The 23,694-nt window shown below is 44.1% G+C and carries 18 protein-coding genes and 1 pseudogene; 9 read left to right on the forward strand and 10 right to left on the reverse strand.

The window, feature by feature from the left end:
* Positions 1-321 precede the first annotated feature (321 nt).
* Positions 322-1,050, reverse strand: a complete 729-nt coding sequence (locus ACTXGK_RS21535) for a glycerophosphodiester phosphodiesterase (protein WP_443517029.1) — start codon at positions 1,048-1,050, stop codon at positions 322-324.
* Positions 1,051-1,396: 346 nt separating this feature from the next.
* Here ACTXGK_RS21535 and ACTXGK_RS21540 point away from each other — a divergent pair, with 346 nt between their 5' ends.
* Positions 1,397-2,344 carry a hypothetical protein gene (locus ACTXGK_RS21540; protein WP_443517027.1) on the forward strand — a complete coding sequence of 316 codons (948 nt, stop codon included), beginning with the start codon at positions 1,397-1,399 and terminating at the stop codon, positions 2,342-2,344.
* 145 nt (positions 2,345-2,489) lie between these two features.
* On the opposite strand, the gene ACTXGK_RS21545 is transcribed toward ACTXGK_RS21540, so the two are convergent.
* Positions 2,490-3,086, reverse strand: coding sequence for a cob(I)yrinic acid a,c-diamide adenosyltransferase (locus tag ACTXGK_RS21545; RefSeq protein ID WP_075106051.1), 597 nt, complete (start codon positions 3,084-3,086; stop codon positions 2,490-2,492).
* Between the two features lie 191 nt (positions 3,087-3,277).
* Between ACTXGK_RS21545 and cysS the strand changes: the two genes are divergently transcribed.
* From cysS to pdxH, 5 genes are all read left to right on the forward strand, one after another.
* Complete coding sequence (gene cysS / locus ACTXGK_RS21550; protein ID WP_443517025.1) at positions 3,278-4,738, forward strand: cysteine--tRNA ligase; 1,461 nt, start codon at positions 3,278-3,280, stop codon at positions 4,736-4,738.
* Between the two features lie 164 nt (positions 4,739-4,902).
* Complete coding sequence (locus ACTXGK_RS21555; RefSeq protein ID WP_443517023.1) at positions 4,903-6,882, forward strand: mechanosensitive ion channel family protein; 1,980 nt, start codon at positions 4,903-4,905, stop codon at positions 6,880-6,882.
* A 257-nt stretch (positions 6,883-7,139) separates the two neighbouring features.
* Positions 7,140-8,612 (forward strand): IMP dehydrogenase, encoded by a 1,473-nt coding sequence (gene guaB, locus ACTXGK_RS21560; protein ID WP_058024512.1) that lies wholly within the window; start codon positions 7,140-7,142, stop codon positions 8,610-8,612.
* 197 nt (positions 8,613-8,809) lie between these two features.
* Positions 8,810-10,177, forward strand: coding sequence for a phosphoglucosamine mutase (gene glmM / locus ACTXGK_RS21565; protein ID WP_443517021.1), 1,368 nt, complete (start codon positions 8,810-8,812; stop codon positions 10,175-10,177).
* Between the two features lie 74 nt (positions 10,178-10,251).
* Entirely contained in the window at positions 10,252-10,911 is a 660-nt protein-coding gene (gene pdxH, locus ACTXGK_RS21570; RefSeq protein ID WP_443517238.1) for a pyridoxamine 5'-phosphate oxidase, read from the forward strand.
* Positions 10,912-11,016: 105 nt separating this feature from the next.
* Here the strand turns inward: pdxH and ACTXGK_RS21575 are convergent, their stop codons facing one another.
* The 7 genes from ACTXGK_RS21575 to ACTXGK_RS21605 all read right to left on the reverse strand — a co-directional run bounded on the left by ACTXGK_RS21575 (position 11,017) and on the right by ACTXGK_RS21605 (position 19,382).
* Positions 11,017-12,333, reverse strand: a complete 1,317-nt coding sequence (locus tag ACTXGK_RS21575; protein WP_443517019.1) for an HlyD family secretion protein — start codon at positions 12,331-12,333, stop codon at positions 11,017-11,019.
* 89 nt (positions 12,334-12,422) lie between these two features.
* Complete coding sequence (locus ACTXGK_RS21580; RefSeq protein ID WP_443517017.1) at positions 12,423-14,111, reverse strand: efflux MFS transporter permease; 1,689 nt, start codon at positions 14,109-14,111, stop codon at positions 12,423-12,425.
* Between the two features lie 372 nt (positions 14,112-14,483).
* Entirely contained in the window at positions 14,484-15,113 is a 630-nt protein-coding gene (locus tag ACTXGK_RS21585) for a glutathione S-transferase family protein (protein ID WP_443517015.1), read from the reverse strand.
* A gap of 4 nt (positions 15,114-15,117) precedes the next feature.
* Complete coding sequence (locus ACTXGK_RS21590) at positions 15,118-15,795, reverse strand: type 1 glutamine amidotransferase domain-containing protein (protein WP_238038966.1); 678 nt, start codon at positions 15,793-15,795, stop codon at positions 15,118-15,120.
* Between the two features lie 264 nt (positions 15,796-16,059).
* Positions 16,060-17,109, reverse strand: a complete 1,050-nt coding sequence (curA, locus tag ACTXGK_RS21595) for an NADPH-dependent curcumin/dihydrocurcumin reductase (protein WP_443517014.1) — start codon at positions 17,107-17,109, stop codon at positions 16,060-16,062.
* A 183-nt stretch (positions 17,110-17,292) separates the two neighbouring features.
* Positions 17,293-18,504, reverse strand: coding sequence for an iron-containing alcohol dehydrogenase (locus ACTXGK_RS21600; RefSeq protein WP_443517012.1), 1,212 nt, complete (start codon positions 18,502-18,504; stop codon positions 17,293-17,295).
* A gap of 272 nt (positions 18,505-18,776) precedes the next feature.
* On the reverse strand, positions 18,777-19,382 hold the full coding sequence (locus tag ACTXGK_RS21605; RefSeq protein WP_443517010.1) for a TetR/AcrR family transcriptional regulator: 606 nt from the start codon (positions 19,380-19,382) through the stop codon (positions 18,777-18,779).
* Positions 19,383-19,720: 338 nt separating this feature from the next.
* Here ACTXGK_RS21605 and ACTXGK_RS21610 point away from each other — a divergent pair, with 338 nt between their 5' ends.
* Entirely contained in the window at positions 19,721-21,205 is a 1,485-nt protein-coding gene (locus ACTXGK_RS21610; protein WP_443517009.1) for an aldehyde dehydrogenase family protein, read from the forward strand.
* A 117-nt stretch (positions 21,206-21,322) separates the two neighbouring features.
* Here the strand turns inward: ACTXGK_RS21610 and ACTXGK_RS21615 are convergent, their stop codons facing one another.
* Entirely contained in the window at positions 21,323-21,571 is a 249-nt protein-coding gene (locus ACTXGK_RS21615) for a hypothetical protein (protein WP_010201084.1), read from the reverse strand.
* A gap of 203 nt (positions 21,572-21,774) precedes the next feature.
* Between ACTXGK_RS21615 and ACTXGK_RS21620 the strand changes: the two genes are divergently transcribed.
* Together ACTXGK_RS21620 and ACTXGK_RS21625 are read left to right on the forward strand one after the other, a co-directional pair.
* Positions 21,775-23,160, forward strand: a complete 1,386-nt coding sequence (locus ACTXGK_RS21620; protein WP_443517007.1) for a DASH family cryptochrome — start codon at positions 21,775-21,777, stop codon at positions 23,158-23,160.
* A 77-nt stretch (positions 23,161-23,237) separates the two neighbouring features.
* Positions 23,238-23,654 (forward strand): annotated as a pseudogene (locus ACTXGK_RS21625) (DUF3429 family protein); the annotation flags it as partial.
* Positions 23,655-23,694: the final 40 nt, after the last annotated feature.

The raw sequence follows: 23,694 nt of genomic DNA on the forward strand, positions 1-23,694 counted from the left end.
ACAAACGTATCGCCAGATTTGATAGCGAAACGTAAGCCTTTAAGCGGTAAGCCAAGTGCTTTTTTTGCAATCATATAATATCCCTAACGGTATTAATTTAAGTCCCCATAGTACCTGAAAAAACGTATAAAGTGAACACTTATACACTATAAAAATATTGCTAAATAACAATAACTTGTATGAATTATAGACTGTATGAGTCAAAAATGCCGGTGACTTATCAGGCATTAAGAGAAAGTGTAAGTAACGCTATAGATATGTAGGGACTGTGAGGGTGAAAAAAGAGATTTATTCAAAAGTGGAAAAATATGGATAGACGGCTCAAGGTAATAATAAATGACATGGAAAGTCAGTAATAATCACATCGGTATTCCAGCTTATAAGCTGTTCAATCGTATGGATATCATTGACCGTCCAAGCGCTCACAGGCAATCCATAACGGTGACTATGTTTGATAACGGCTTGGGTCAAAAGCGGATAATGAATACCTAACTGAACACAACCAAGCTGTAAAGCGGTGTTTGTCGCTCCTGCCAAGGCAGCTGGCGTGCGAATCAATAATCCTCGTGGTATGCGAGATAATAGTTTGTGGCGTTGCAACCGATTATGCAGCTCCACATCAAAGCTGGTCAGCACCACTGGTAAGCTGGCAAGCGGTGTATCGATAAGCTCTTGCGCCAGTGCATTAACCAACACTGCATAATTGGTTCTATTGTGAGTTTTAATCTCAAGCTCAATCACCTTAAATCCGCTCAGTGCAGGTGCTATATTGGCTAAAGTCATGATTGGCTGCCCGAATTGTAAGCGGCACTGAATCTCTGTGAGCCCGAGCTGATCAACTCGCGACTGTTGACCGCACATACGCTCCAAATCATCGTCATGGAACACAATCAAGTGACCATCCGCATTCAGTTGAATATCAAATTCAACCCCTGCCAAGCCTTGTGAAGTCAGATTTTGAGAATACTTAAAGCCTGAAAAGGTATTCTCTAAACTCTCTCCACGAGCGCCACGATGACCTAATAAACGCGTGTTTTTAAAATTTACCATATCACATGACTACTGACTGATTTTACGACTCATCATATATCGTCATGACATCAACGTCTAATAGAATTTGTGGCGTAAACCAATGGATTTTGTGTCTGATATTTCTCTAGTATTTGTTATGTTTTTGCAACCAAACGCAGGTTTTACCCATAATGAGGGGCGCTATTTGTATATCCATGGGCTACACTAATGACCATTTCAACCAAACACCGTATAATGATGTGGTTTTCAAATCTATCGCAGACCGTTAACAACACAGTTGTTTTATAAGTCTGCAATGCAGTTTGAGTGTTAAATACTGTCCATCAGTGGCGGTAAGAACCAGTAAATTGGGAGTAAAGTAAATATGAGCGTAGCAAATATAAGTTTGAGCAAGTGGCATAAAGTGGCTGGAATCGGAATAGTATGTAGTTTGGCGCTTGCAGGCTGTGATCGCTCAGAGAAAGAAGATGCTGCTGATACGGCAGAGATGACGGAACAAGAGCCAGTAGCGACCGAAAGTACCGTCGCTCCTGCGATCAATTGTGATGACCCGATGGTACAAGACCGTCTCAAATCTGCTTTAAAAAATACGCTCAACCAACAAGCACAAGCGTTGGCTGCTAATTATGCAAATGATGCCGAGATTAGCCTAGAAAGCGGCGTTGTCACTGAAAAAATCAATGGCGTGGTTATCGATGTACAAAACGCTGCCATACTACAAAAAGCCAATGACAATGGTATGACAACGTGCCAAGCAAGTGTCAGCATGACACTGCCAAGTGAAGATTTGTATCAAGCCAGTCAAGTGCAAGCGGCTAACAATCAGCCAAGCCTGCAATCTCGTTTGGCGCAAGACAATATCCGTATCAATAACAACATGCTCGTTGATGATGCCTTTGCTTATGTTGTCGGTACTCAAGGCGGACAAGTGCGCACGCGTATTGCTGGACAGCCAGCATTGATTACTGTGGTTTCAGATGTGATGGCAGGCTCTGTGTTGAAATCTGCGATGGATGAGGAGCGTGCTGAGCGCCGTGCAGCAGCCCAAAGCAGTAACAATAATACTCAAGCAGCACCTGCTCGTCAGCAGCCTAGAACCATCACGCCAGTTGAGCCAATTCGTCCTACTGAACCTGCGACGCCGCCAACCATCAATAAACCGACCAGCAACCAAAACAGCTCGACAGAAAACAATCAAGCAGCGGCAACTACTGAGACCAAAAAACCAGTAACGCCAGCGACGCCAAAAGCAGTGCCGAAAGATGAAACCATCGATATGGTCATCATTGAAGATGATAGTGCTACTTATTAATTTGCAATTTTATGAGTAGTTAGCAACTGGTAGTTGATAGATACTGCTAGGTAACAAAAACCCCGTAACATGAGTGCTGCGGGGTTTTTTATCAGCGAAAAATCAACCTAGTTCAGAGAATGCTAGCAATATTAGGTTTGATTCACTAGCGATTGTCAGCGAAGTTTTGCAAGACTTGACTATCCCACAATACTTCAGAGACTTGTTCGGGATCCGTACAAAAGCGCGCGGCGACAAACAACCAATCAGATAAACGATTGATAAAGCTAATGGCAGTGCGGCGTATGGCTGCTGGGCGCTGCTCCTGCAATAACACAGCTTGGCGCTCAGCTCGGCGACACACACTACGTGCTACATGCAACTGGCTCACCAGTACAGAACCTGTGGGTAAAATAAAGTCTTTTAATGGCGGCAGCGAGGTATTCATCATATCGATTTGTTGCTCTAGCCACTCGATATGAGTGGCATTGACGCCCTCATATTCTGGCATGGCAAGCTCACCGCCGATATTGAACAATAGATGCTGAATAATAACTAAGGCTTGAGAAAAATCCTTGCTAATCGATTGGCCTTTGTTTCTTTGTAGTTGAGCACGCACCAGTCCAATGTGTGAGTTGAGCTCGTCGATATCACCCATGACACCGAACAGATTGTCAGCTTTACTGAGTCGGCTGCCATCAGCCATACCCGTGCTGCCATCATCTCCAGTACGCGTATATATTTTGCTTAATCGATTGCCCATCTTTATATCCTTAACGGTTTTTATGATTGAATGGTGGTAGTTGCTTGCTCATTGTAGTATTTTACGCCTGTTTTCGCTAAGATAATGGGTTACGTTAAAATTATAATCATATCATCGGTACGGCTTGCTCATTTGCTGCGGCTGATATTTTCAATCTATTTATTTTATTTATGCTAAAAGGCTCTTTTATTATGACCACACCACTTGCAGATGCGATGTCTCAACTTGCTATTTATGACTCACTGACTGGCGGCAAGCGTCCGTTTGAACCGCTCAAAGCAGGGAAAGTGGGTATGTATGTGTGTGGTATGACCGTCTATGATTATTGTCATATCGGGCACGCTCGAATGATGATTGGGTTTGATATGGTGGTACGTTGGCTCACCCAATTAGGTTATGACGTCAATTACGTGCGCAATATCACTGATATCGATGACAAGATTATTGCGCGCGCCGCTGAAAATGGCGAAGAGATTGGGGCGTTGACCCAGCGCTTTATTACAGCGATGCATGAGGATTTTGCAGCGCTTGGCTGCTTGGCACCTGATGCGGAGCCGCGCGCGACTGATCATATCGATGATATGCAAACCATGATTGAGACGCTGGTCACAGGTGACTATGCATATGCAGGCGACAATGGCGATGTCTACTATGCTGTCGATAGTTTTGCGGATTATGGCAAATTATCGAAGCGCAATCTTGATGAGATGCAGGCAGGCTCACGTGTCGATGTCGAAAATGATAAGCGCAGTCCGTTTGACTTCGTGCTCTGGAAAGCAGCGAAACCGGATGAGCCGCAGTGGGCGTCACCTTGGGGGCAGGGGCGTCCGGGTTGGCATATTGAATGCTCAGCCATGTCGACTAAGTGCTTGGGCAATACCTTTGATATTCATGGCGGCGGTCACGACTTACAGTTCCCGCATCATGAGAATGAAATTGCCCAGTCTGAGGCGGCGACGGGTTGTGAGTACGCGCGTAACTGGATGCACGTTGGGTTTATCAATGTTGATGGCGAAAAAATGTCCAAGTCATTGGCTAACTTTTCAACCATACGTGATGTGATAGCAAAATATATGCCCGAAACGGTGCGTTTTTTCTTATTGTCCAGCCATTATCGTAGCCAAGTAAATTTCTCAGACAGCGCATTAGACGAAGCTCATAATAGCCTAAGCAGACTATATAATGCATTAAAATTGGCTGAACAGCGAAAAGGGCAAACAATCGTAATCGATGAAGACTTGACCACCGAAGCTTATGGTACGGCTGCTGGACAAGATTTCATCAAAGCCATGAATGATGACTTTAATAGCTCAACGGCAATTAGCGTCTTATTTGGTCTGGCACGCGACATCAACAAAGCTATCAAGGCGGAAGAAGTCGATACAGCGTGGCAGTTGGCGCAGCAACTAAAAGCATTGGCGCAGGTATTGAATATCTTACAACAACCTGTGCAGCAGTTTTTGCAAGCGGCGATTGGTGATAAAGCAGAAGATGGTTTGACTGATGTGGCTATTGACGGGTTAATCGTCGAGCGTGCAGATGCCAAAACCAACAAAAACTTTGCGCGTGCTGATGAAATACGCGAACAGCTAAAAGAAGCTGGTATTGAGCTTGAAGATAGCCGTGCAGGCACCACATGGCGCCGTGCATAGATATACAGACGCTGTGCATCAGATTACATACGCATGCTAATAAATTAAGTCAGCTCACGCTGGCTTTTTTTTGCAGAGTGCATTAGGTTAAAGCATACCGAATGCACTTTGTATATCCATTCCTTTTATATCCGTTCCTTTTGTAGACCAGTGGCTTTGAAAATATGAATACTCTTAAAAATAGTAATGCTGATGATCGTGGCATAGCAATGGATATTGACGGTGGTCACCGCCGCGATGTAGAGCGTAATAGTATCCGCTACAATGCACTGCAGGTGGTTTTAGGGTTTCTTATTATAGCCATCAGCGCTATTTATGTACCCGCCAGTGCGGCAAATGAGCAAGTCTCAAATGAGGAAGGCCGCTCACAAGTCGCTAGCAAACCTGACAATTTGGCTGAGTACGCTGTCCAACAAATAAATACAATCAAAGACGAAAATATTAGCGTCTCTGGTATTACTGAAGAGATATTTGATCCCACTGAGCGTAGCGCGGTACAGCAAGCAGGGACGTTGCAAGGTGATGTGGGATTGACAGGGGAGTATAGCGAGAATTACTACTTACTCAATAAGCTCAATGTCGGGTTACCACCATTAGCTGAGCCACCAAATTTGGCAACGCCGCTTGCGACTTTGGAGTTTTTTCAATCTGCGGTGATGAAACAGCAGTATGATTTGGCCGCTTATGCACTCAATATGAATCTGATTGATGAGCAAAACCAGCGTACCCGTTCGCTTGATTTGACCAAGCAGCTTGATTTTTTACTATCCGAAAAAGAGCTATACGTATTTGATGATATGCCCGATCGTCCTGATGGTCTGATCGAGCCACCACTGGGTAACGATAGTAGTGTTATGGGTATCCCTAGACGCTCTATCCAGCTGGGTTATATCGAGTACCGAGAACGCCGTGTTCCTGTTTACTTGGAGCGGGTAAGGGTAGGTGATCAGGCGCCAGTTTGGATGTTCTCTGCGCAGACAGTAGGTAATATTGAAAATCTTTATAAACAATATCATCCATCAGAGTTTGAGCGTTATCTACCTACTTGGTTAAAATTTCAGTTTTTTGGTATTGCCTTATGGGAGTTTTCAGCGCTCATCCTGTTTTTCTTATTTACCATGGGCGTAGGTTGGATATTAAGTAAAAGCACGGAAAAACTCATCAGCCGCTATGTTGATAATGAAAAATACAACATCTCTGCTGGCAGTGCCAATGGTGTGGCAGATTTGGCCAATAAGCTAACCGTGCCTTTGACTTTTACTATCAGTTTTTCGCTCGTTTTTACCTTAGTCTCTGGCGGTTTTCCTTATCTAGATGCAGTGGCTTCATCAACCCGTCCGCTGATTTGGACGGGGTTGGTATTCAGTGCGATGTGGCTAGGCATTCGTGCTATCAATTTCTTTGCCAATCGTTACCAAGATATGCAGATTGAAAACCTAGGAGAGGAGCATTTTGATAAAGTGCGCCGTCGTCGCACTTATGTGTCGATATTCCGTCGCGTTTTCATTTTTGTCATGATATTGGGTAGTATCTGGATAGGACTGAGTGAGTTTGCCAATATGGAAGGTCTTGGCAAAACCTTACTGACTTCAGCTGGTATTGCTGGCGTGGTCATTGGTATCGCCGCTCAGCCCATATTGGGTAATATCATCGCTGGCGTGCAGGTGGCAGTGACGCAGCCTGTACGGATTGGCGATAGCGTGATAATGGATGGCAATTTCAGTACTGTGGAAGACTTGCGTTACACTTATGCCGTACTCAAAACATGGGATGAGCGTCGATTAATCGTGCCGATGCGCCAGTTGATCACTGAGAGGGTAGAGAACTGGTCTCATACCGAAGTGCATCAGACCTGTCCTGTGTTTTTATATATTGATTATGGTGCAGATATAGAGGCCATTCGCCAGCAATTTATATCAGTGACTAAAGATAATGAGCTTTGGGACAATGAAACTGAGCCCGAAATATTTGTCGTTGAAGTGACAGAAAATACCATTCAACTGCGCGGTGCTGTTTCAGCAGTAGGTCCCATAGAGGCATGGACGCTTGCTTGCGAAGTGCGTGAGCAGATGCTTGGCTACTTGCATCAGCAGCAAAATAAGTACTTACCGACAGAGCGTTTTACGCTAACAGAAAATCCTTAACGCTCAGAGAGCTATTCGCTATAAAAAAGCGTCATTAAACATATAGTGCATGATTGTCATCGACAAAGATGTATTTGTGTAAAATAATCTGACAAATATAGTATGTCAGAGAGGCGCTTATTTGTTATAATGTGGCGTTATTTTTATAGGATAACTGAGTGGTTAGCCATGAGTCAGCACTGTGTATGCAGTTGCAATGATTGATATGCCTAACTCTGAGCTCCTACCCATCAAAATAACCACCACTAGGGGTCTGTATGTTGCGAATTGTCGATGAAGCCTTAACCTTTGATGACGTTTTATTATTGCCAGCCTATTCTGAAGTTCTGCCAAAAACTGCCGATCTGTCTACCCGTTTGACCAAAAACATCACGCTAAACCTTCCGCTGATCTCTGCGGCTATGGATACAGTAACTGAGTCTGAGATGGCCATTACCATGGCACAGCTTGGCGGCATGGGTATCTTGCACAAGAGTATGGATATCGAAAAGCAAGCAACACAAGTACGCCGCGTCAAAAAATTTGAAGCGGGTACGGTTGTTGACCCAATCACGGTACACCCAGAGATGACGATTGGTGAATTGCTGCGCTTGACGCAAGACAATAATATCTCAGGCGTACCTGTGGTCGAAAAGGGTACAGATAACGTAGTAGGTATCGTTACTCACAGAGATTGGCGTTTTGAGACCAACTTGTCATTGCCAGTTAGTCAGATCATGACACCAAAAGAGCAGTTGGTCACCGTGCATGAAGGTGAGAGTAACGAGAATATCAAAAGATTGCTACATGAGCATCGCATCGAAAAAGTCATCGTTATCGACGACAACTTCCGCTTACGCGGCTTAATTACGGTCAATGACTTTGCCAAAGCCGAAAACAACCCAAATGCGTGTAAAGACGAGAAAGGTCGTCTGCGTGTCGGTGCAGCGGTTGGTACAGGTGCAGACACACAAGCACGCGTCGAAGCATTAATCGCTGCTGATGTCGATGTGATCGTAGTGGATACGGCGCATGGTCACTCAAAAGGCGTGATTGATAAAGTCTCTTGGATCAAGAAAAACTATCCGCATGTTCAAGTTATCGGTGGCAACATCGCAACAGGCGAAGCGGCACTTGCACTACGTGATGCTGGCGCTGATGCGGTAAAAGTTGGTATCGGCCCTGGATCTATCTGTACCACACGTATCATTGCCGGTATCGGTGTACCACAAATATCAGCTATTGATAATGTTGCTAGTGCCTTGAAAGACAGTATCCCATTAATCGCTGACGGCGGTATCCGCTACTCAGGTGATATGGCAAAAGCGATTGCGGCAGGTGCATCGTGCATCATGGTAGGCTCACTAATGGCTGGTACGGAAGAGGCACCAGGTGAAGTTGAGCTGTTCCAAGGTCGTTATTACAAAGCTTACCGCGGTATGGGTAGTCTGGGTGCGATGTCTGGATCAAACGGCTCATCAGACCGTTATTTCCAAGATGCCAAAGATGGCGTAGAGAAGCTCGTACCAGAAGGTATTGAAGGCCGCGTTCCTTATAAGGGACCTGTCGCTGGTATCGTTAACCAATTGGTTGGTGGCTTACGTTCATCAATGGGCTATACAGGCTCTGCGACTATCGAAGATATGCGCACCAACCCACAGTTTATCAAAGTCACATCAGCAGGCATGAAAGAGTCGCATGTTCATGATGTACAGATCACGAAAGAAGCGCCGAATTACCGTGTAAACTAATCGGTATTTTACAGCCCTGCATTGTTTGAGAACTGGCTCAGTTGCAGAGCTGTAGTGACGTTAAGATACAAACAGCCAACAATGCTCTGTTATTGTTGGCTGTTTTTTTTGTAGAATATAAAAGCATATTATTACAATAGCAGTATTGCCTGCGTATACGCTTGGCCTTTTATTTTTAGAACTGAGGAATATACATAATGAGTTACTTTGGCACTGATGGTATCCGTGGAAAATTTGGTGAATTGCCTATTACCCCTGACTTTATTTTAAAACTGGGTTATGTGACTGGACAGGTGCTCATAGAAGCCAATGAAAATTCTACGCGCAAACCAAGTGTGGTCATCGGCAAAGATACGCGTCTCTCAGGTTATGTCATTGAAGGTGCTCTGCAAGCAGGTTTTAACGCGGCTGGCGTCGATGTTTATATGCTTGGTCCATTACCAACGCCAGCGATTGCACATTTGACTCGTAGTTTTAATGCAGATGCTGGCGTGGTTATCTCAGCGTCACATAATCCTTATTATGATAACGGCATCAAGTTCTTTTCAGGTAGTGGCAAAAAAATCAGTGATGAGATGCAGATAGCCATCAATGACAGATTAACGGCAATCATGAGTGATGCTAATAGCAACAATGCCACGATGCCCATCCTTGACCCTGCAAACCTAGGCAAAAACCGCCGGATTGACGATGCAAAAGGTCGATACATTGAATTTTGTAAAGGCAGTTTCCCATATCAGTATGATCTAAGCCATCTGACCGTCGTGGTTGATTGTGCCAATGGTGCAGGCTATAGCGTAGCACCTAGAGTCATGCGTGAGCTTGGTGCTAATGTTATCGCTATCAATAACACTCCAGACGGCATCAATATCAATGCTGAGTGTGGCTCTACCCATCCTGAAGGTCTGCAAAAAGCGGTGCTTGAGCATGAAGCAGATGTTGGTATCGCACTAGACGGTGATGGCGATCGTATTGTAATGGTTGATGAGACAGGTAAGCTGGTTGATGGTGACGGTATCTTATATGTGCTTGCGACCCAAGGACTCACTAAAGCGAAAGGCGTCGTTGGTACGCTCATGAGTAATATGGGATTAGAGTTGGCACTAAAGGCGGCTGACATTGATTTTACTCGTGCAAAAGTAGGCGACCGCTATGTCATGCAAGATTTGGAAGCCAATGGCTGGATACTAGGCGGCGAGCCGTCTGGGCATATTCTGTGTCTAGACAAAAGCCGTACAGGCGATGCGATTATAGCAGGGTTGCAAGTATTGGCTGTGATGCAAGCGCAAGGACGTGCACTGAGTGAGCTGGTCGAAGGGTTTGACGTACTACCACAGAAGCTGGTCAATGTACGCTTGTCTCAGATGCAAGACCCATACAAGCATGAAGAACTGGTCGCCGCTTTTGACAAAGCACAGACGACTTTAGAAGGTCGTGGTCGTCTTCTTATTCGCCAATCAGGTACAGAGCCTATGATTCGAGTCATGGTTGAGTCTGATGATGAAATAGAGTGTGATGTGATGGCAAATGATTTGGCCGATCTTATCAAGTCGGTATTGAGCTAATAGTATTAAAGACTTAACACTCAAGATAACAATGTTGAAATGTCATAATTTTATAATAAGGAATGACCATGAGCATGGACTTTACCGACCAACGCCTTTCATATGAAAAAGGCGAGCTTGATCAACAGTTAATACCAGCGTCACCATTTGACCTTTTTAAGGCTTGGATGGATGAGGCGATAGCGCAAAAAGCGCAAGAACCTTATGCTATGAGTTTGGCAACCTGCGGTGCAGACAACAAACCTAGCGTCCGTATTGTGTTACTACGTGAAATTACGGATACAGGTATCGTTTTTTATACCAATTATGACAGCGCGAAAGGACAGGATGTTGTAGAAAACCCCAATGCTGAAGCGCTGTTTTTTTGGCATGAGCTTGAGCGCCAAGTTCGTATCAGCGGTCGTATTGCTAAAATTGATGCTGATAAATCTGCTGCCTATTTCCAAAAACGTCCACACGATAGCCAAATAGGTGCTTGGGTCAGTCAACCGCAAAGTGGCGAAGTCGCCAATCGTGAGGTGATGGAGCAAACGTTCGAGCAACTACAGTCAGAGTATCCAGATAGTACTAGCGTACCAACACCAGCGTTTTGGGGTGGGTATGAGATTACGGTTGAAAAAATCGAGTTCTGGCAAGGTCGCGCCAACCGTATGCATGACCGCATCGTATATACGCAAGATAATGATGATAGCCAAAGCGCTGAAAGCTGGACGACCAAGCGTTTACTACCATAGTGTTTGGCTGATTTTGAAATCCATAGTATTGGAAAATATAAAAAAGCCACTCTACGTGCTCAAATAAGGGTATGTAGAGTGGCTTTTTTATATCAGTTATTTGCTTTATTTAGCATTGGTATCGACATCCACAGAGACGGACATACCAGGACGCAAGCGTGCAAGCTCAGGTTGATTTTGATCTAAGTCGATACGTACAGGTATGCGCTGAGCAATTTTTATATAGTTACCTGTCGCAGGATTGGCGGCACCTGCACTAAACTCACTGCCAGTGGCTGGTGAGATGTTGCTCACATGACCCGTAAATTTGGCACCGCCAAGCGCGTCCACATGAATAGTAGCTGGTTCGCCGATTGCCATACTGGCTATTTGGGTTTCTTTAAAGTTTGCGATAATCCAGATACCTTTTGGTACGATATACATGAGCTGGGTGCCCGCGCTAACGTACTGGCCTTCTTTGACACTGACTTGGCTCAGCTGACCGGACTCAGGTGCTGTGATGATCGTATTATCGAGATTAATTTGTGCTTGCTTCACACCTGCCTCAGCACTTTTGATATTTGCATCTAGTGAGGGTTGGGTGCCACTGGTTTTGGCGCGGTTTTGTTGAGCGGCTTGTAAATTGGCTTCAGCCTGTTGCACGCTTGCCTGTGCTTGAGCAAGTTGCGCCTTGATATGAGCCACTTCTGCTTTTGATACTGCACCGATAGCATCTAAGCCTTGATAGCGATTGACGTCTTCACGAGCGCTCTCGACATTGATTTTGGCACTATATAAGTCTGCTTTGCGTGCTTCTATTTGTGCCTGACTAGATTGCGTGTCTTGAGCATTGGTAGAGCGACTGGTGACCGCCACTTCAGTATTGGCTTCTGCTTGTTCAAGTTGCTGCTGAAAGGTTCGATCATCTATTTTTATCAGTAAATCGCCCGCTTTGACATCAGCAAAATCCTGCACCGCTACTTCGGTGACATAGCCGGAAACTTGCGGACTAATAATAGTGGTTTGACCTTTGACAAAGGCGTTATTGGTTTGTTGCACCGTAGGCGTAAATGGTGGCAGCTTCCAAGCGTATAAAATCAAGGCCACACCAATGACAATCAGCACAATCAATAATCCTAAATTCAGGTAGGATTTTTTCTTGGGAGACCAGCCAGCCGTATTTGAGATAGGCTCTTTTGGCGGCATAGGCATTTCATTATCATCGGCTTGACTTTCTATAGAGCTCTCTACGGAGTTATCCTCACGCATGCTATCAGGCGTATCAGCAGCTGCTTTTATCTCGGATGTATCAGCTTTCTTTTGCGTAGCGCTTGCAGCAGTCTCTGCTGGAGCCGTAGCAGACTCTGTACGTGTGTCTGTTGCTGGAGCATCAGTTGACGTCTGAGGGGTTTGGTTAATCTCATTTGGTTTTTCTTGGCTCATGACGTGCTCCTAAAATGTTAATAAGCAAATATCTGATTGGTCTGACTGTAAATGAATATGATAAAGAATCAGTAAGATAATAAGTTGAATTATTTTGTTTCGCGCATCTTTGCAATGACGGCAAGCTCTTTGGCCAGTGGATTGCGCTTGTGGTAACGGTTGTAAAGATAATTGAGCAGCAAAATAATCGTAACGGCAGTAGCAAGACAAGCCATCAGAAAAAACAGGTCGCTGTACGCTGCGACCGTTGCTTGGCGCTGAATGCCTTGCAGTACTTGGCTAACTGCACCGATATTTGCTTGAGCCGCGTCAGTGGTCTGATTCGACAGCATATTACGAGTGCCTGCCACCTGAGCGCTAAATGCAGGATCGCCCAAATTCAATGAGCTGACCATATCTGCATAATGCATTTGTGTACGAATGGTCGTAAATGCCTGAATGGCGGCCGCACCTGCCAGTCCGCCAACCGTTTGGGAGATGCCAAAAATCACTGAAAAACTAATAATATACGCAGGACCACTGCCAATAGCCCGCAAAAACCCTTCAAAAACCAAAGGCCCCATGAAATACACCGCGGCAAAGGCAATCAAAAACTGGCTGAGATAAAACATATAGGGTGCTGAATTAATAGACACACCAACATCCATCCAAGACCCTAAGGCAATCAATGCCACTGCAAAAATAACTGGTCGGCGCAGATCCATCGCGTTGGTACTAAAAATACTAATAATCAAAGCCAGTGCACTGGCGGATATAATGACAGCATAAAAAGTAACCAGCTGATCGTTACCGTAGCCAAGGTTGGCGAGCAATCCTGCCGCGCCGACGTTTTGCTCAGATAACAAAATCCGCATGACAGCGCCCGTCACCATAAAGGCAATAATATTGCGGCTACGCATCCAGCGCACTTGTAGCATCGGATTTTTGCGATGCGTCTCAATCCATAACGCGATGCTGATCCCGACGATAGCAATCATCAGTGGATAGACGAGCCAAGGTGTCGTCCACCATAAAATTCGACCTTGTACCAAAACGACAGCCAATGCAGCCAGGCCACTAGCAAAAAAACCAAAGCTTACAAAATCCAATTTTTCAAATACTTTTTCTGTATTCCCTGGTGGTAGCTCTAATATATTGATCAGCCCAAAACAAATCAGCGCCAGACCAAATTGAAATAAAAATAAGTTTTCAAGCTGACCGTCGATGGCGAGGTAGGGTGAGATGACACGTGATAATGGAATACCAAACTGTACCAGACCAAAACCCAATATTAGGCCACTAGTACGTTTGACGGTGGGCATACCTTGCAAACAATAAAATAAGCCCAATACGGTCATACCACTTGCCACCATACCACTAAGTCCCCTAGCGACAATCTCTAAATAGTAGGGCTCAATGCTAATATTAGGTGTGTCTAACAAGTGACTACTGATCAGCCACTGTAGGCTTGTGGCGGCTAACAAAAATGACAGGGTGATTTTACTAAAAAGCGACATACCAAATTGCTGACGAATTTTGTATAGCAGAACGGTGATACAGGCATTGGTCATATTATAACTGACCGATATCCAACCACCTTCAGCGGGCGTTAAGCCCAGCTGACCCTGAATTTGCGTCAGGTTGGCGACAAGTAGACCATTTTGGAAGCTGGCTGTGAGACCCACAAAAATCCCAATAAGCAAATAAAATACTTTACGGCGTGCAGGATGGTCAGGATTGGCTGGAGAGCCCACCATTATTGGCTGTTCGTGGGGCTTAAACTGGTATTCGTTACTCATGGGCGTACCACAATCTGTATAAGGAAATAGAGTGACATAAGACAGATGCCAGACGGGGAGTCAGGTCAGTGCAGTTGGTATGTATAGCGTGAAAAGCCAGTCAACTCACTGATGGTATCTGAAAGATAACCCAAAAAATTCAGAAAGGATTTTATCACAACTTTTATCGTGCTTTTGTCATCGACACGTAATTCACGGATGGTGCTCAGCAATTTGTTTGGTTGCTCTATAGCTTAATTTTCTTATGTAACATTGATGATTATAATGCAATGGTTATTCATGCAGGCATAAAATAAAGCACGCATAAAAAACAGCTCTATACAGAGCTGTTTGTGTGTATCAGAAAATGGGTCTGTCAGTTATAATGCAATGCTAAACGGATTGATCGTACTTAGCCTCTAGCTGCATAGCGCGCTGATAGCTATCGAGACTGGCAAGCGCTTCAGCATACTGCCTGATATGCGGATAAGCGTCGAGTTTTTGACGCTTAGCGAGAATGATCAAGTCAAATGACAACATAAAGTCAGCACCACTTAGCTTATCACCCACAATGAACGACTTACCTTCAACCGATTTATCCAGATATTCAAACAATCTGGTTTTTTCTGTATCGATATAGCCATTCAAAAACTCATTGTCATCAATGCCTGCTTTTTTGGTAAATAGCTCAAGCATTAATGGCAACATCAGTGAGCTTTCTGCAAAGTCAATCCACTGCAGATAATATCCATAGTCCGAGCTATCTGTAGCAGGGCGCAGACGCTCTGGCGCAAATCGTTCGATCAATAATTCTGTAATCGCACCGGACTCAGCGTAAATCTGTCCATCCATCTCGATAACCGGAGACTTACCGAGCGGATGAACTGCCTTCAGTGAGTCTGGTGCCAAATGAGTCTTGGCATCACGCTGATGACTGACCACTTCATAAGGTACGCCTAGCTCTTCTAAGAGCCAAAGCGTACGCAACGAACGTGATTGATTAAGATGATGTAAGCGAATCATGATATTAACCTTTGAGCTTGCTAATCAAACGCTTAGCAGCTTCTTCTGATGACGCTGGGTTTTGACCTGTGATCAATAAACCATCTTCAACCACAAACTCTTCCCAATCAGCGGCTTTTTCATAGTTACCGCCATTGGCTTTCAAGACATCTTCTACTAAGAAAGGCACCACGTCTGTTAAGCCAGCAGCTTCTTCTTCTGAATTAGTGAAGCCAGTAACGGTTTTACCTTTTACTAAGTACTCGCCATCAACTTTGACGTTTTTAAGCGCGGCAGGTGCATGACAAACAAAAGCAACAGGCTTGTCTTGCTTGACGAAATTCTCAATCAATTCGATAGAGTTCTTATCTACTGCCAAGTCCCACAATGGACCGTGACCACCTGGATAAAAGACCGAATCAAAATCTTCTACTTTCATGTCAGCAAGTTTTTTGGTATTAGCCAAGTGCTCTTGCGCATCTTTGTCGTCTTTAAAACGCTTGGTATCTTTGGTTTGCGTGTCTTCGGTATCGCTACTAGGGTCTAGTGGTGGTTGACCGCCAGCAGGAGACGCTAAAGTGACATTAGCACCCGCATCGAGAAACGCATAGTAAGGGGCTGCAAATTCTTCTAGCCAAAAGCCAGTTTTTTTACCAGTATCGCCTAGGCGGTCGTGTGAGGTTAGTACCATTAAAATATTCATAATTATCCTTATTTATTGTTTATATGTGAGTAAAGCAAATTATTAACATCCACATTTTCATTGATAGAAGATTCATTCAAATGGCGAGCCAGATGACCAAAACGTTATCAGTATAAGTGGTGACCGCTAATATTATTCCTGCTTCAAACGTAACTTTCAGTAGTGATCTTAGCAAGTTGTGTTGTTAAGTGGTTATTAACAAAAATCGCTACCTATCGCTTGTTATTTAACAAGAGCTACTTAACAAGACTTACCTAACATCAATCATTGAACGTCAGAGACTTTAACCACTGTCTTACCAAAGTTATCACCATTTAGCATACCGACAAAGGCTTTTGGTGCATTGTCTAGACCATCAGCGATGTGTTCTTTAGTTTTGACGTCGCCCGATTCTACCCATTTGCTCATGGTTTCTAAGAACTCTGGGAAGTGGTCGCCATACTCTTCAAAGATAATGAAGCCTTTGATGGTGAGGCGGCGGCTTAAGATAAGTCCGGTCAATACGCTCAAACGATCTTTACCTTCAGGCAGTTCGGTTGCATTGTACTGGGCAACAAGGCCGCAGACAGGAATGCGAGCATGAGCATTCAGTAAAGGCATGACCGCATCAAACACATGACCACCGACGTTTTCGTAATAGATATCAATACCATCTGGGCACGCTGCTTTTAATTGCTCAGCAAAGTCATCGGCTCTGTGGTCGATACAGACATCAAAGCCAAGCTCATTGACTGCAAAGTCGCATTTCTCTTTACCGCCTGCTACACCAACGGTGCGCAGACCATATTGATTACCCACTTGACCGACCGTAGCGCCGACAGGTCCAGTAGCTGCAGCGACAACTAAAGTCTCGCCTTTTTGTGGTTTACCGATATCGGTCAGACCCATGTAACCGGTGAAGCCAGGCATACCTAATACGCCCAAACCATAAGAAGGGTTTGCCATGTTTTTATCAAGTTTCAGGACACCTTCGCCATCGCTGACGCTATAGTCCTGCCAGCCGGAATTTGATACCACCAAATCACCGACAGCAAATTTATCAATATTAGACTCGACGACTTGAGCGACTGTGCCGCCCATGATGACGTCACCGACTGCTAATGGGTCAGCGTAGCTTTTCGCATCGCTCATACGTCCACGCATATATGGATCTAGTGATAGATATACCGTGCGTAGTAACATCTCGTTATCGTTTGGCGTTGGGATGTCGCTGGTTGTCATGTCAAAGTTGTCAGCGGTTGGTTCGCCGTTCGGGCGGCTGGCAAGTTTGATTTGACGGTTGGTTTGTTGATTCTGCTCTTTATCGAAGCTCATGGTAGGACTCCTTTATATTTATTCATTGTCATTATTATAGAAGTATTAGTATAGAGGTATTAGATGTAGTAGCTACTCAGCATTGAACTGAATAGCTACTATAAATAGCATAACGATATGTAGTTATTGTTACTGTCGCGGTTTTTCTTATAATTCTTCTGACAGTTCTTGCTATATCGCTTATTAAGACGCTTTGCTAGTCACAGCACGCTGTAAGATACGACGTGAAACGTCTAAGTCGTTTTTGCCGTGCTCACCAAGTTTGACCATGTTATGTGCATCAAGCTGCTTGATGATTGGATCAATCGCTGATTCAGTCAAATCGACGTCTTCTAGGCTCACTGGCAAGCCAAGCTCGCGGAAGAAGTTTTCAGTATAGACAATAGCAGTTTCGATGATTGCATCGTCGTCTTGGTCAGTATCAGTGATGTTCCATACGTTACGTGCATACTGAAGCAGTTTTTCTTTTTTGCTTTCTTTTAGCTCACGCATGACTGATGGCAACACGATGGTTAATGTACGTGCATGATCGATAGCGTGTAGTGACGTAAGCTCATGACCAACCATGTGAGTTGTCCAGTCTTGTGGCACACCAGTACCGATCAGACCGTTCAATGCCATGGTCGCTGTCCACATAATGTTCTTACGTGTTTCTAGGTTGTCTGGATCTTGCTTAACGACTAGACCTTCATCAATAAGGATTTTGAGCAGGCTTTCAGCAAAGGCATCTTGGACTTTAGCATTGACTGGATAAGTCAAATACTGTTCCATCACATGGACGAATGCATCAGCAACACCATTCATAACCTGACGTTCAGGCAGTGTAAGGGTTTTTACAGGATCTAGGATTGAGAATTTAGGGAAGGCCAGTGGGTTACCAAACGGTAGTTTTGCTTGACGTTCGCTATAGTTAATCACGCCGCCTGAGTTCATCTCAGAACCCGTTGCTGGGATGGTCAATACCGCACCTAGGTCAATAGCAGAATCGATGTTCTTGCAATAACCCGTTAGCGCGTCCCAAGCTTGATCACGCGAGACAGTACCATCTTTTTCAGTTAATGAAGATACGAGTGCCACAAATTTACTGCCATCAATCACTGAGCCACCGCCAACTGCTAATAAGAAATCGATATTGTGCTCATTCACCATGTCGGCTGCTTTTAATAGTGTGGTGAATTCTGGATTGGCTTCGATACCACCAAATTCAAATACAGTACGGTTACCGCTTGCCGCTAATGCAGTTTTTACTTCGTCTAAAGTACCAGTACGCTGTGCTGAACCACCACCGTAAGTAATAAGAACGCGGGCATCAGTAGGGACTAGGTCTGATAATTGTTCGATTTGACCTTCACCAAAAACGATGCGGACTGGATTGTAGTATTGAAAGTTATTCATAAAATTCCTAATGTTGATAAAAATGGTTCCGTCAAATATGTTGACGTTAAACAAAGAATAGTAAGCAATGCTTATTTTGCATTTGCTCTAAAGCTTGATGCGCATTGTACACCAATTAGACCAGTCGTCTAGTGGTTGTTTATAAATGATTACAAAACTCTCATACAACGTTTTTATCAAGCATTTGGTTTTAAATAACGATATGGTGTGTGGGCGCAAACATAAGCCCCCAATTTAGGGGGCCGCAATGTCGAAAACGTTACTGTTTATTATCAACGTCCCATCTGAGTTGTGGTCATTTGCCAAATTTCTGCTAGGGGCGTATTTGTTTGACTGATCTTAGCCATTAGGCTGGCACCAAGCCACGCGAAATACCAACGTTTGGCCATACTCTCAGCGGAGATATTATCGTGGCGAGGTACAGACCCATCTGTCCATCCTGCCTTGATCTGCTCGGCAAGCCACATGGTCGTTTGTTGATAACCAGCATCAAGTGCTTTACGCATGGTTTCTGACATATCAGCCACTTCTGCGCTTAGTTTGACTACCAAGCATTTCTCATGATCACAGCCGTTCTGCTGGGTGTCGTACCAGTTTTGAAAATAATCATATAGCTTTTGCTGTGCGCTCACATTTTGTGCATCGATGATATTAAGACGAGCTTTATATAAGCTGAAGTAATGATTGATAATGGCCTCACCAAAGGCTTCTTTTGAGGCAAAGTAATGATAAAAAGAGCCTTTAGGTACGCCAGCTGTGTCTAAGATTTGTTTGAGGCCGACAGCGGTAAAGCCTCTTTTGGCTATTAATTGGTAACCAGTGGCAAGTAAATGAGCTTTAGTATCGGGTGTGGTGCTAGTGTCTGTGATATTAGACATAAATAGAATTCTCTCCCTTGATATTCATAGTAATAGGGTTGTCAGGTTTCATTTGAGCGTCATGTTGATGGCATATTCTAATGATATATATTTATATGTGTTACGTTTTATCAACAATATTGGCTGAAAAAATAGTCTTGTTTTATTAATAGCTATGGTAGCATTAGACCAGTCGTCTATCAAGGTAGGTTTTGTTCTTATCAGTTACTATAAATTTTTCATTTCAATTTATGATTTAACCGTGATTATGAACGTCCTACCTATAAGACAGCTTCAACTATTTTATTCAAAGTACTGAAAATAAATTTTTATATAACAAAGTAAACATGAGGATAATTATGTCAACCAACGATAATAACAGTAACGCCTATAGCGATTTTCATTTGCAATTCATCGGCGGTGAATGGCAAAAAGGTAAAGATGATAGCATTAATACCAACACTAATCCCTACAATGGCGATATGCTTGGAGAGATTCAGCAAGCGACTAAAGATCAACTAAATGAAGCATACGACGCTGCTAGCCAAGCTCAAGCCGAATGGGCGAAAACGACCCCAGCTGAGCGTGCAGCTATTATGTATAAGGTTGTCAGTATTTTAGATCAGCGCCAAGACGAAATCGTCGATTGGCTGATTAAAGAATCAGGCAGCACGCGCATCAAGGCTATGGTCGAATTCAGTTCAGCACGTGCCATCACGCTTGAAGCGGCGTCTTTTCCTAACCGCGTACACGGTGAAATTCGCCCATCAAACACTCCTGGCAAAGAAAACTTCATTTATCGCGAGCCAATCGGGGTGGTAGCAGTCATTAGCCCATGGAACTTTCCGCTACATTTAACCCAGCGTTCTATTGCGCCAGCCTTAGCCCTTGGTAATGCCGTCGTGCTCAAGCCTGCGAGCGATACGCCAGTGACAGGCGGTCTATTACTTGCAAAAGTATTTGAAGAAGCAGGTCTGCCAAAAGGTTTGCTAAATGTCGTGGTCGGTTCAGGTAGTGAGATAGGCGATGCCATCGTTGAACATAAAGCGCCAAGCTTAGTATCATTCACAGGCTCAACCTCAGTGGGCAAACATATTGGTGAGTTGGCAAATGGTGGTGAGTATATCAAGCAAGTGGCGCTTGAGCTGGGTGGTAATAGTCCATTTGTTGTACTAAAAGATGCTGATATCGAGCAAGCAGTAAAAGCGGCTGCTTTTGGCAAGTTTTTGCATCAAGGCCAAATCTGTATCGCGATTAACAGAGTCATTGTAGAAGATGAGATATATGATGACTTTGTAGAGCGTTTCTTAGCGCACGTCAAAACATTGAATGTCGGTGATCCTAATAAGCAAGATACGGCTGTTGGCCCTATCATCAATGAAAAACAAGTCAAATCGCTTAAAGAAAAAATCGCCAAAGCGCAGGAAGAAGGCGCAAAAATGATACTCAGCGGCGAGATCAAAGGCCAAGTCGTACCGCCACACATCTTTACCGAAGTCACTCGCGAGATGGATCTATCATGTAATGAAGTGTTTGGACCATTGGTTGGTATCATTCGTGCTAAAGACGAAGACGATGCATTATCGATAGCCAATGACTCTATGTATGGTCTATCTAGCGCCGTATTCACTGCTGATATGCAAAAAGGTCTACGTTTCGCTCGCGGTATCAGAGCAGGTATGACCCATATCAATGACATCTCAGTGAACGACGAAAGTAATACGCCGTTCGGTGGTGAGAAAAACTCAGGTATCGGTCGCTTCAACGGTGAGTGGGTACTAGAAGAGTTTACCAGAACGCATTGGATCTCAATGCAAAACGAGCCACGTCAGTATCCGTTCTAATCGCATTGCACTACGATAAACAATAAAAAAAGACCGCTTCGATAGCGGTCTTTTTTTGTGATGTTCGATGGTGTGCTGGAACCTACTTAGAGGACAATTGGCTTGTAAGCTAGTCATCTATCTAGCATGGAAGCCCAATAACCCTTCAATCTCTTCGATAGTCATACGCCTAACCAGCGCTTGCTCTTCTACCGACAAGCGATTGGTATGCTCTTTTATCATGGTATGGATGCTCCGAGATATCTCAGAGGTCGTGGCGTAATACATTTGTGGCTGCTCTTTCGTCAATCTCATCAAAAAACGATTGATAAGTTTACGTTTCTCGTCTGATTTATTTTCTTCAGTCGTAGTATTATTTTGAGTCATGGTATTCTCCTAGAGGTAAGCCATTTAAGCAGTCGAGCTTATGAGAGTCAATGGTTATAAGTGGTTTTTGGGGCTGAGCGCATCACCTTACAAGTACTAGGCTCGCCTCATGGTTGAATGCTAAGTGTGTTTTACATCGTATATGATATTTTGAATGTAAAGATTAAAAATAAATAAGCGCTAAATGGCCAGAAGGATAGGGTATGTTAAATGAATCAGCAAATAATTCAGAGAACAACTCAGAGAATAATAATGTCACATTGGTACTATTTCACAATGACTTGCGAGTAGCGGATAATGCTACATTGTCAAAAGCCGCTGAGCTAAGCGGTAATGGACGACTCCTGCTTATTTATGGATCATCATTGGCGGATGGGTTGAGTGATAAAAATAGTCACCCTGCTTATCATTATGACACTATAGGTATCGTCCGCCAGCAGTTTTTGCAAGAGAGCTTGATTGACCTAAATGCATCACTGGAGCAGCTTGGTAATAGATTGCTATATTTGCAACAAACGCCCGCAGTGTCAGATACCTTTGCTCAGTTAAATGAGCTTATTGAGGCGCAGCAGGTTACAGATATCTGTGTTAGTAAAACGGAAGATTATTATCAAAACCAAGTCTATGCGCTACTGCAGAATAAACATCCACAGATATGTTGGCATATCGAGACAACGGCTACTTTGTTTGATGAGTTACCGCTAAATGATCTGCCTAAAAGCTTTACGCAATTTCGCAAAAAAATTGAAGCAGATTATGATTTATTGCATGCAGAACAAGACATCGCCACGTGTTCAACGCCAAAAAAACTCTCGCCAATGCCAGAGGGTATGTTGAATAGAAATGATTACTTTTTGAAAGCACAGGATTTTCAAAAGCAGTCGCTTGATGAGCAAACGCAGCAATCCTCTAATTTCAAAGGTGGTGAGACAAACGGGCTGAAGCATTTAGATGAGTATTTTGATTCTGATGCGCCGAGCACTTATAAAACCACACGAAACGCGCTTGATGAGTGGACACATTCTACAAAGTTCTCCGCTTGGCTAGCGAACGGCTCGTTGTCTGTCAACACCGTATTGAATAGACTGCGCCGTTATGAGCGTGATGTCATCGCCAATAACTCAACTTATTGGATATGGTTCGAGTTACTTTGGCGCGAGTATTTTTATTGGTACGCTGTCACCCATCAGCAGAAGTTGTTTTGGTTCAAAGGTATTGGTGAGCACACGCCATCAACCCAACTTGATCAAAGGCGTTTGGAGAAATGGAAAAGTGGAAAAACGGCGTACCCTATCGTCAACGCCTGTATGCATCAACTGAAGGCAACAGGATATATGTCAAACCGTGGACGACAGCTAGTGGCAAGCTGCTTTATCCATGAGTTAGGTCTTGATTGGCGTTATGGTGCGGCTTACTTTGAGCAGCATCTTATCGATTATGACGTCGCCAGTAACTGGGGGAATTGGCAATATCTAGCAGGCGTGGGGGCGGATCCAAGAGGGTGTCGGCAGTTCAATCTTGATAAACAAACCCAGCAATACGATCCAAACGGTGAGTTTATCCGTCAGTGGCAAGGTGAGTTAGAGTAAGATGTCTCATTCATATATCCTAGAAAGATCGATAGACTAAACACGAGGTAGATTCATATCATGAAAAACCCAGTCCGTATTTGACCTTTGCAGGTGCTATTCCGTTTGTCGCTTGTGCGCTCTTGCTGGTTATAGGCATTAGTGACATACCTATATTGGGCGCAACGGCTGATGTATTAAGCGCTTATGGTCTGGTAATTGCGTCGTTTATGGCCGGATCGCAGTGGGGTAATCATTTAAGCTTGGCGGATGACGATAAATGGGCCATCCGATTGCCTTTAGTCAGTAATGTGATTGCCATTGTTCTGTGGCTCGGGTTTTTGATGTTGCCAGTGGTCGGTTTTATTTGGTTACTGGTCATTGGCTTTGCTAGCATGTGGATGATTGATTATGGGCTCAATCGCGCGCGCATTATCACGCCAGATTATTTCAAAGTAAGAACCTATGTGACGGCGATAGTGGTTGTGTCTCTGATAGTGGCTGCTATGCAATGACAAGTAATGCAATCAGGTAGATTCAACATTACTCAATGAA

Origin of the sequence: Psychrobacter sp. T6-5, assembly GCF_052258485.2 — a bacterium.
Lineage (GTDB): Bacteria > Pseudomonadota > Gammaproteobacteria > Pseudomonadales > Moraxellaceae > Psychrobacter.

Coding starts and splice junctions, on each gene's coding strand:
- ACTXGK_RS21615 (WP_010201084.1), bottom strand. CDS start 21,571: ATGACTCAAAATAATACTACGACTGAAGAAAATAAATCAGACGAGAAA.
- ACTXGK_RS21610 (WP_443517009.1), top strand. CDS start 19,721: ATGTCAACCAACGATAATAACAGTAACGCCTATAGCGATTTTCATTTG.
- cysS (WP_443517025.1), top strand. CDS start 3,278: ATGACCACACCACTTGCAGATGCGATGTCTCAACTTGCTATTTATGAC.
- ACTXGK_RS21620 (WP_443517007.1), top strand. CDS start 21,775: ATGTTAAATGAATCAGCAAATAATTCAGAGAACAACTCAGAGAATAAT.
- ACTXGK_RS21540 (WP_443517027.1), top strand. CDS start 1,397: ATGAGCGTAGCAAATATAAGTTTGAGCAAGTGGCATAAAGTGGCTGGA.
- pdxH (WP_443517238.1), top strand. CDS start 10,252: ATGGACTTTACCGACCAACGCCTTTCATATGAAAAAGGCGAGCTTGAT.
- ACTXGK_RS21575 (WP_443517019.1), bottom strand. CDS start 12,333: ATGAGCCAAGAAAAACCAAATGAGATTAACCAAACCCCTCAGACGTCA.
- glmM (WP_443517021.1), top strand. CDS start 8,810: ATGAGTTACTTTGGCACTGATGGTATCCGTGGAAAATTTGGTGAATTG.
- curA (WP_443517014.1), bottom strand. CDS start 17,109: ATGAGCTTCGATAAAGAGCAGAATCAACAAACCAACCGTCAAATCAAA.
- ACTXGK_RS21580 (WP_443517017.1), bottom strand. CDS start 14,111: ATGAGTAACGAATACCAGTTTAAGCCCCACGAACAGCCAATAATGGTG.
- ACTXGK_RS21590 (WP_238038966.1), bottom strand. CDS start 15,795: ATGAATATTTTAATGGTACTAACCTCACACGACCGCCTAGGCGATACT.
- guaB (WP_058024512.1), top strand. CDS start 7,140: ATGTTGCGAATTGTCGATGAAGCCTTAACCTTTGATGACGTTTTATTA.
- ACTXGK_RS21545 (WP_075106051.1), bottom strand. CDS start 3,086: ATGGGCAATCGATTAAGCAAAATATATACGCGTACTGGAGATGATGGC.
- ACTXGK_RS21600 (WP_443517012.1), bottom strand. CDS start 18,504: ATGAATAACTTTCAATACTACAATCCAGTCCGCATCGTTTTTGGTGAA.
- ACTXGK_RS21605 (WP_443517010.1), bottom strand. CDS start 19,382: ATGTCTAATATCACAGACACTAGCACCACACCCGATACTAAAGCTCAT.
- ACTXGK_RS21585 (WP_443517015.1), bottom strand. CDS start 15,113: ATGATTCGCTTACATCATCTTAATCAATCACGTTCGTTGCGTACGCTT.
- ACTXGK_RS21555 (WP_443517023.1), top strand. CDS start 4,903: ATGAATACTCTTAAAAATAGTAATGCTGATGATCGTGGCATAGCAATG.
- ACTXGK_RS21535 (WP_443517029.1), bottom strand. CDS start 1,050: ATGGTAAATTTTAAAAACACGCGTTTATTAGGTCATCGTGGCGCTCGT.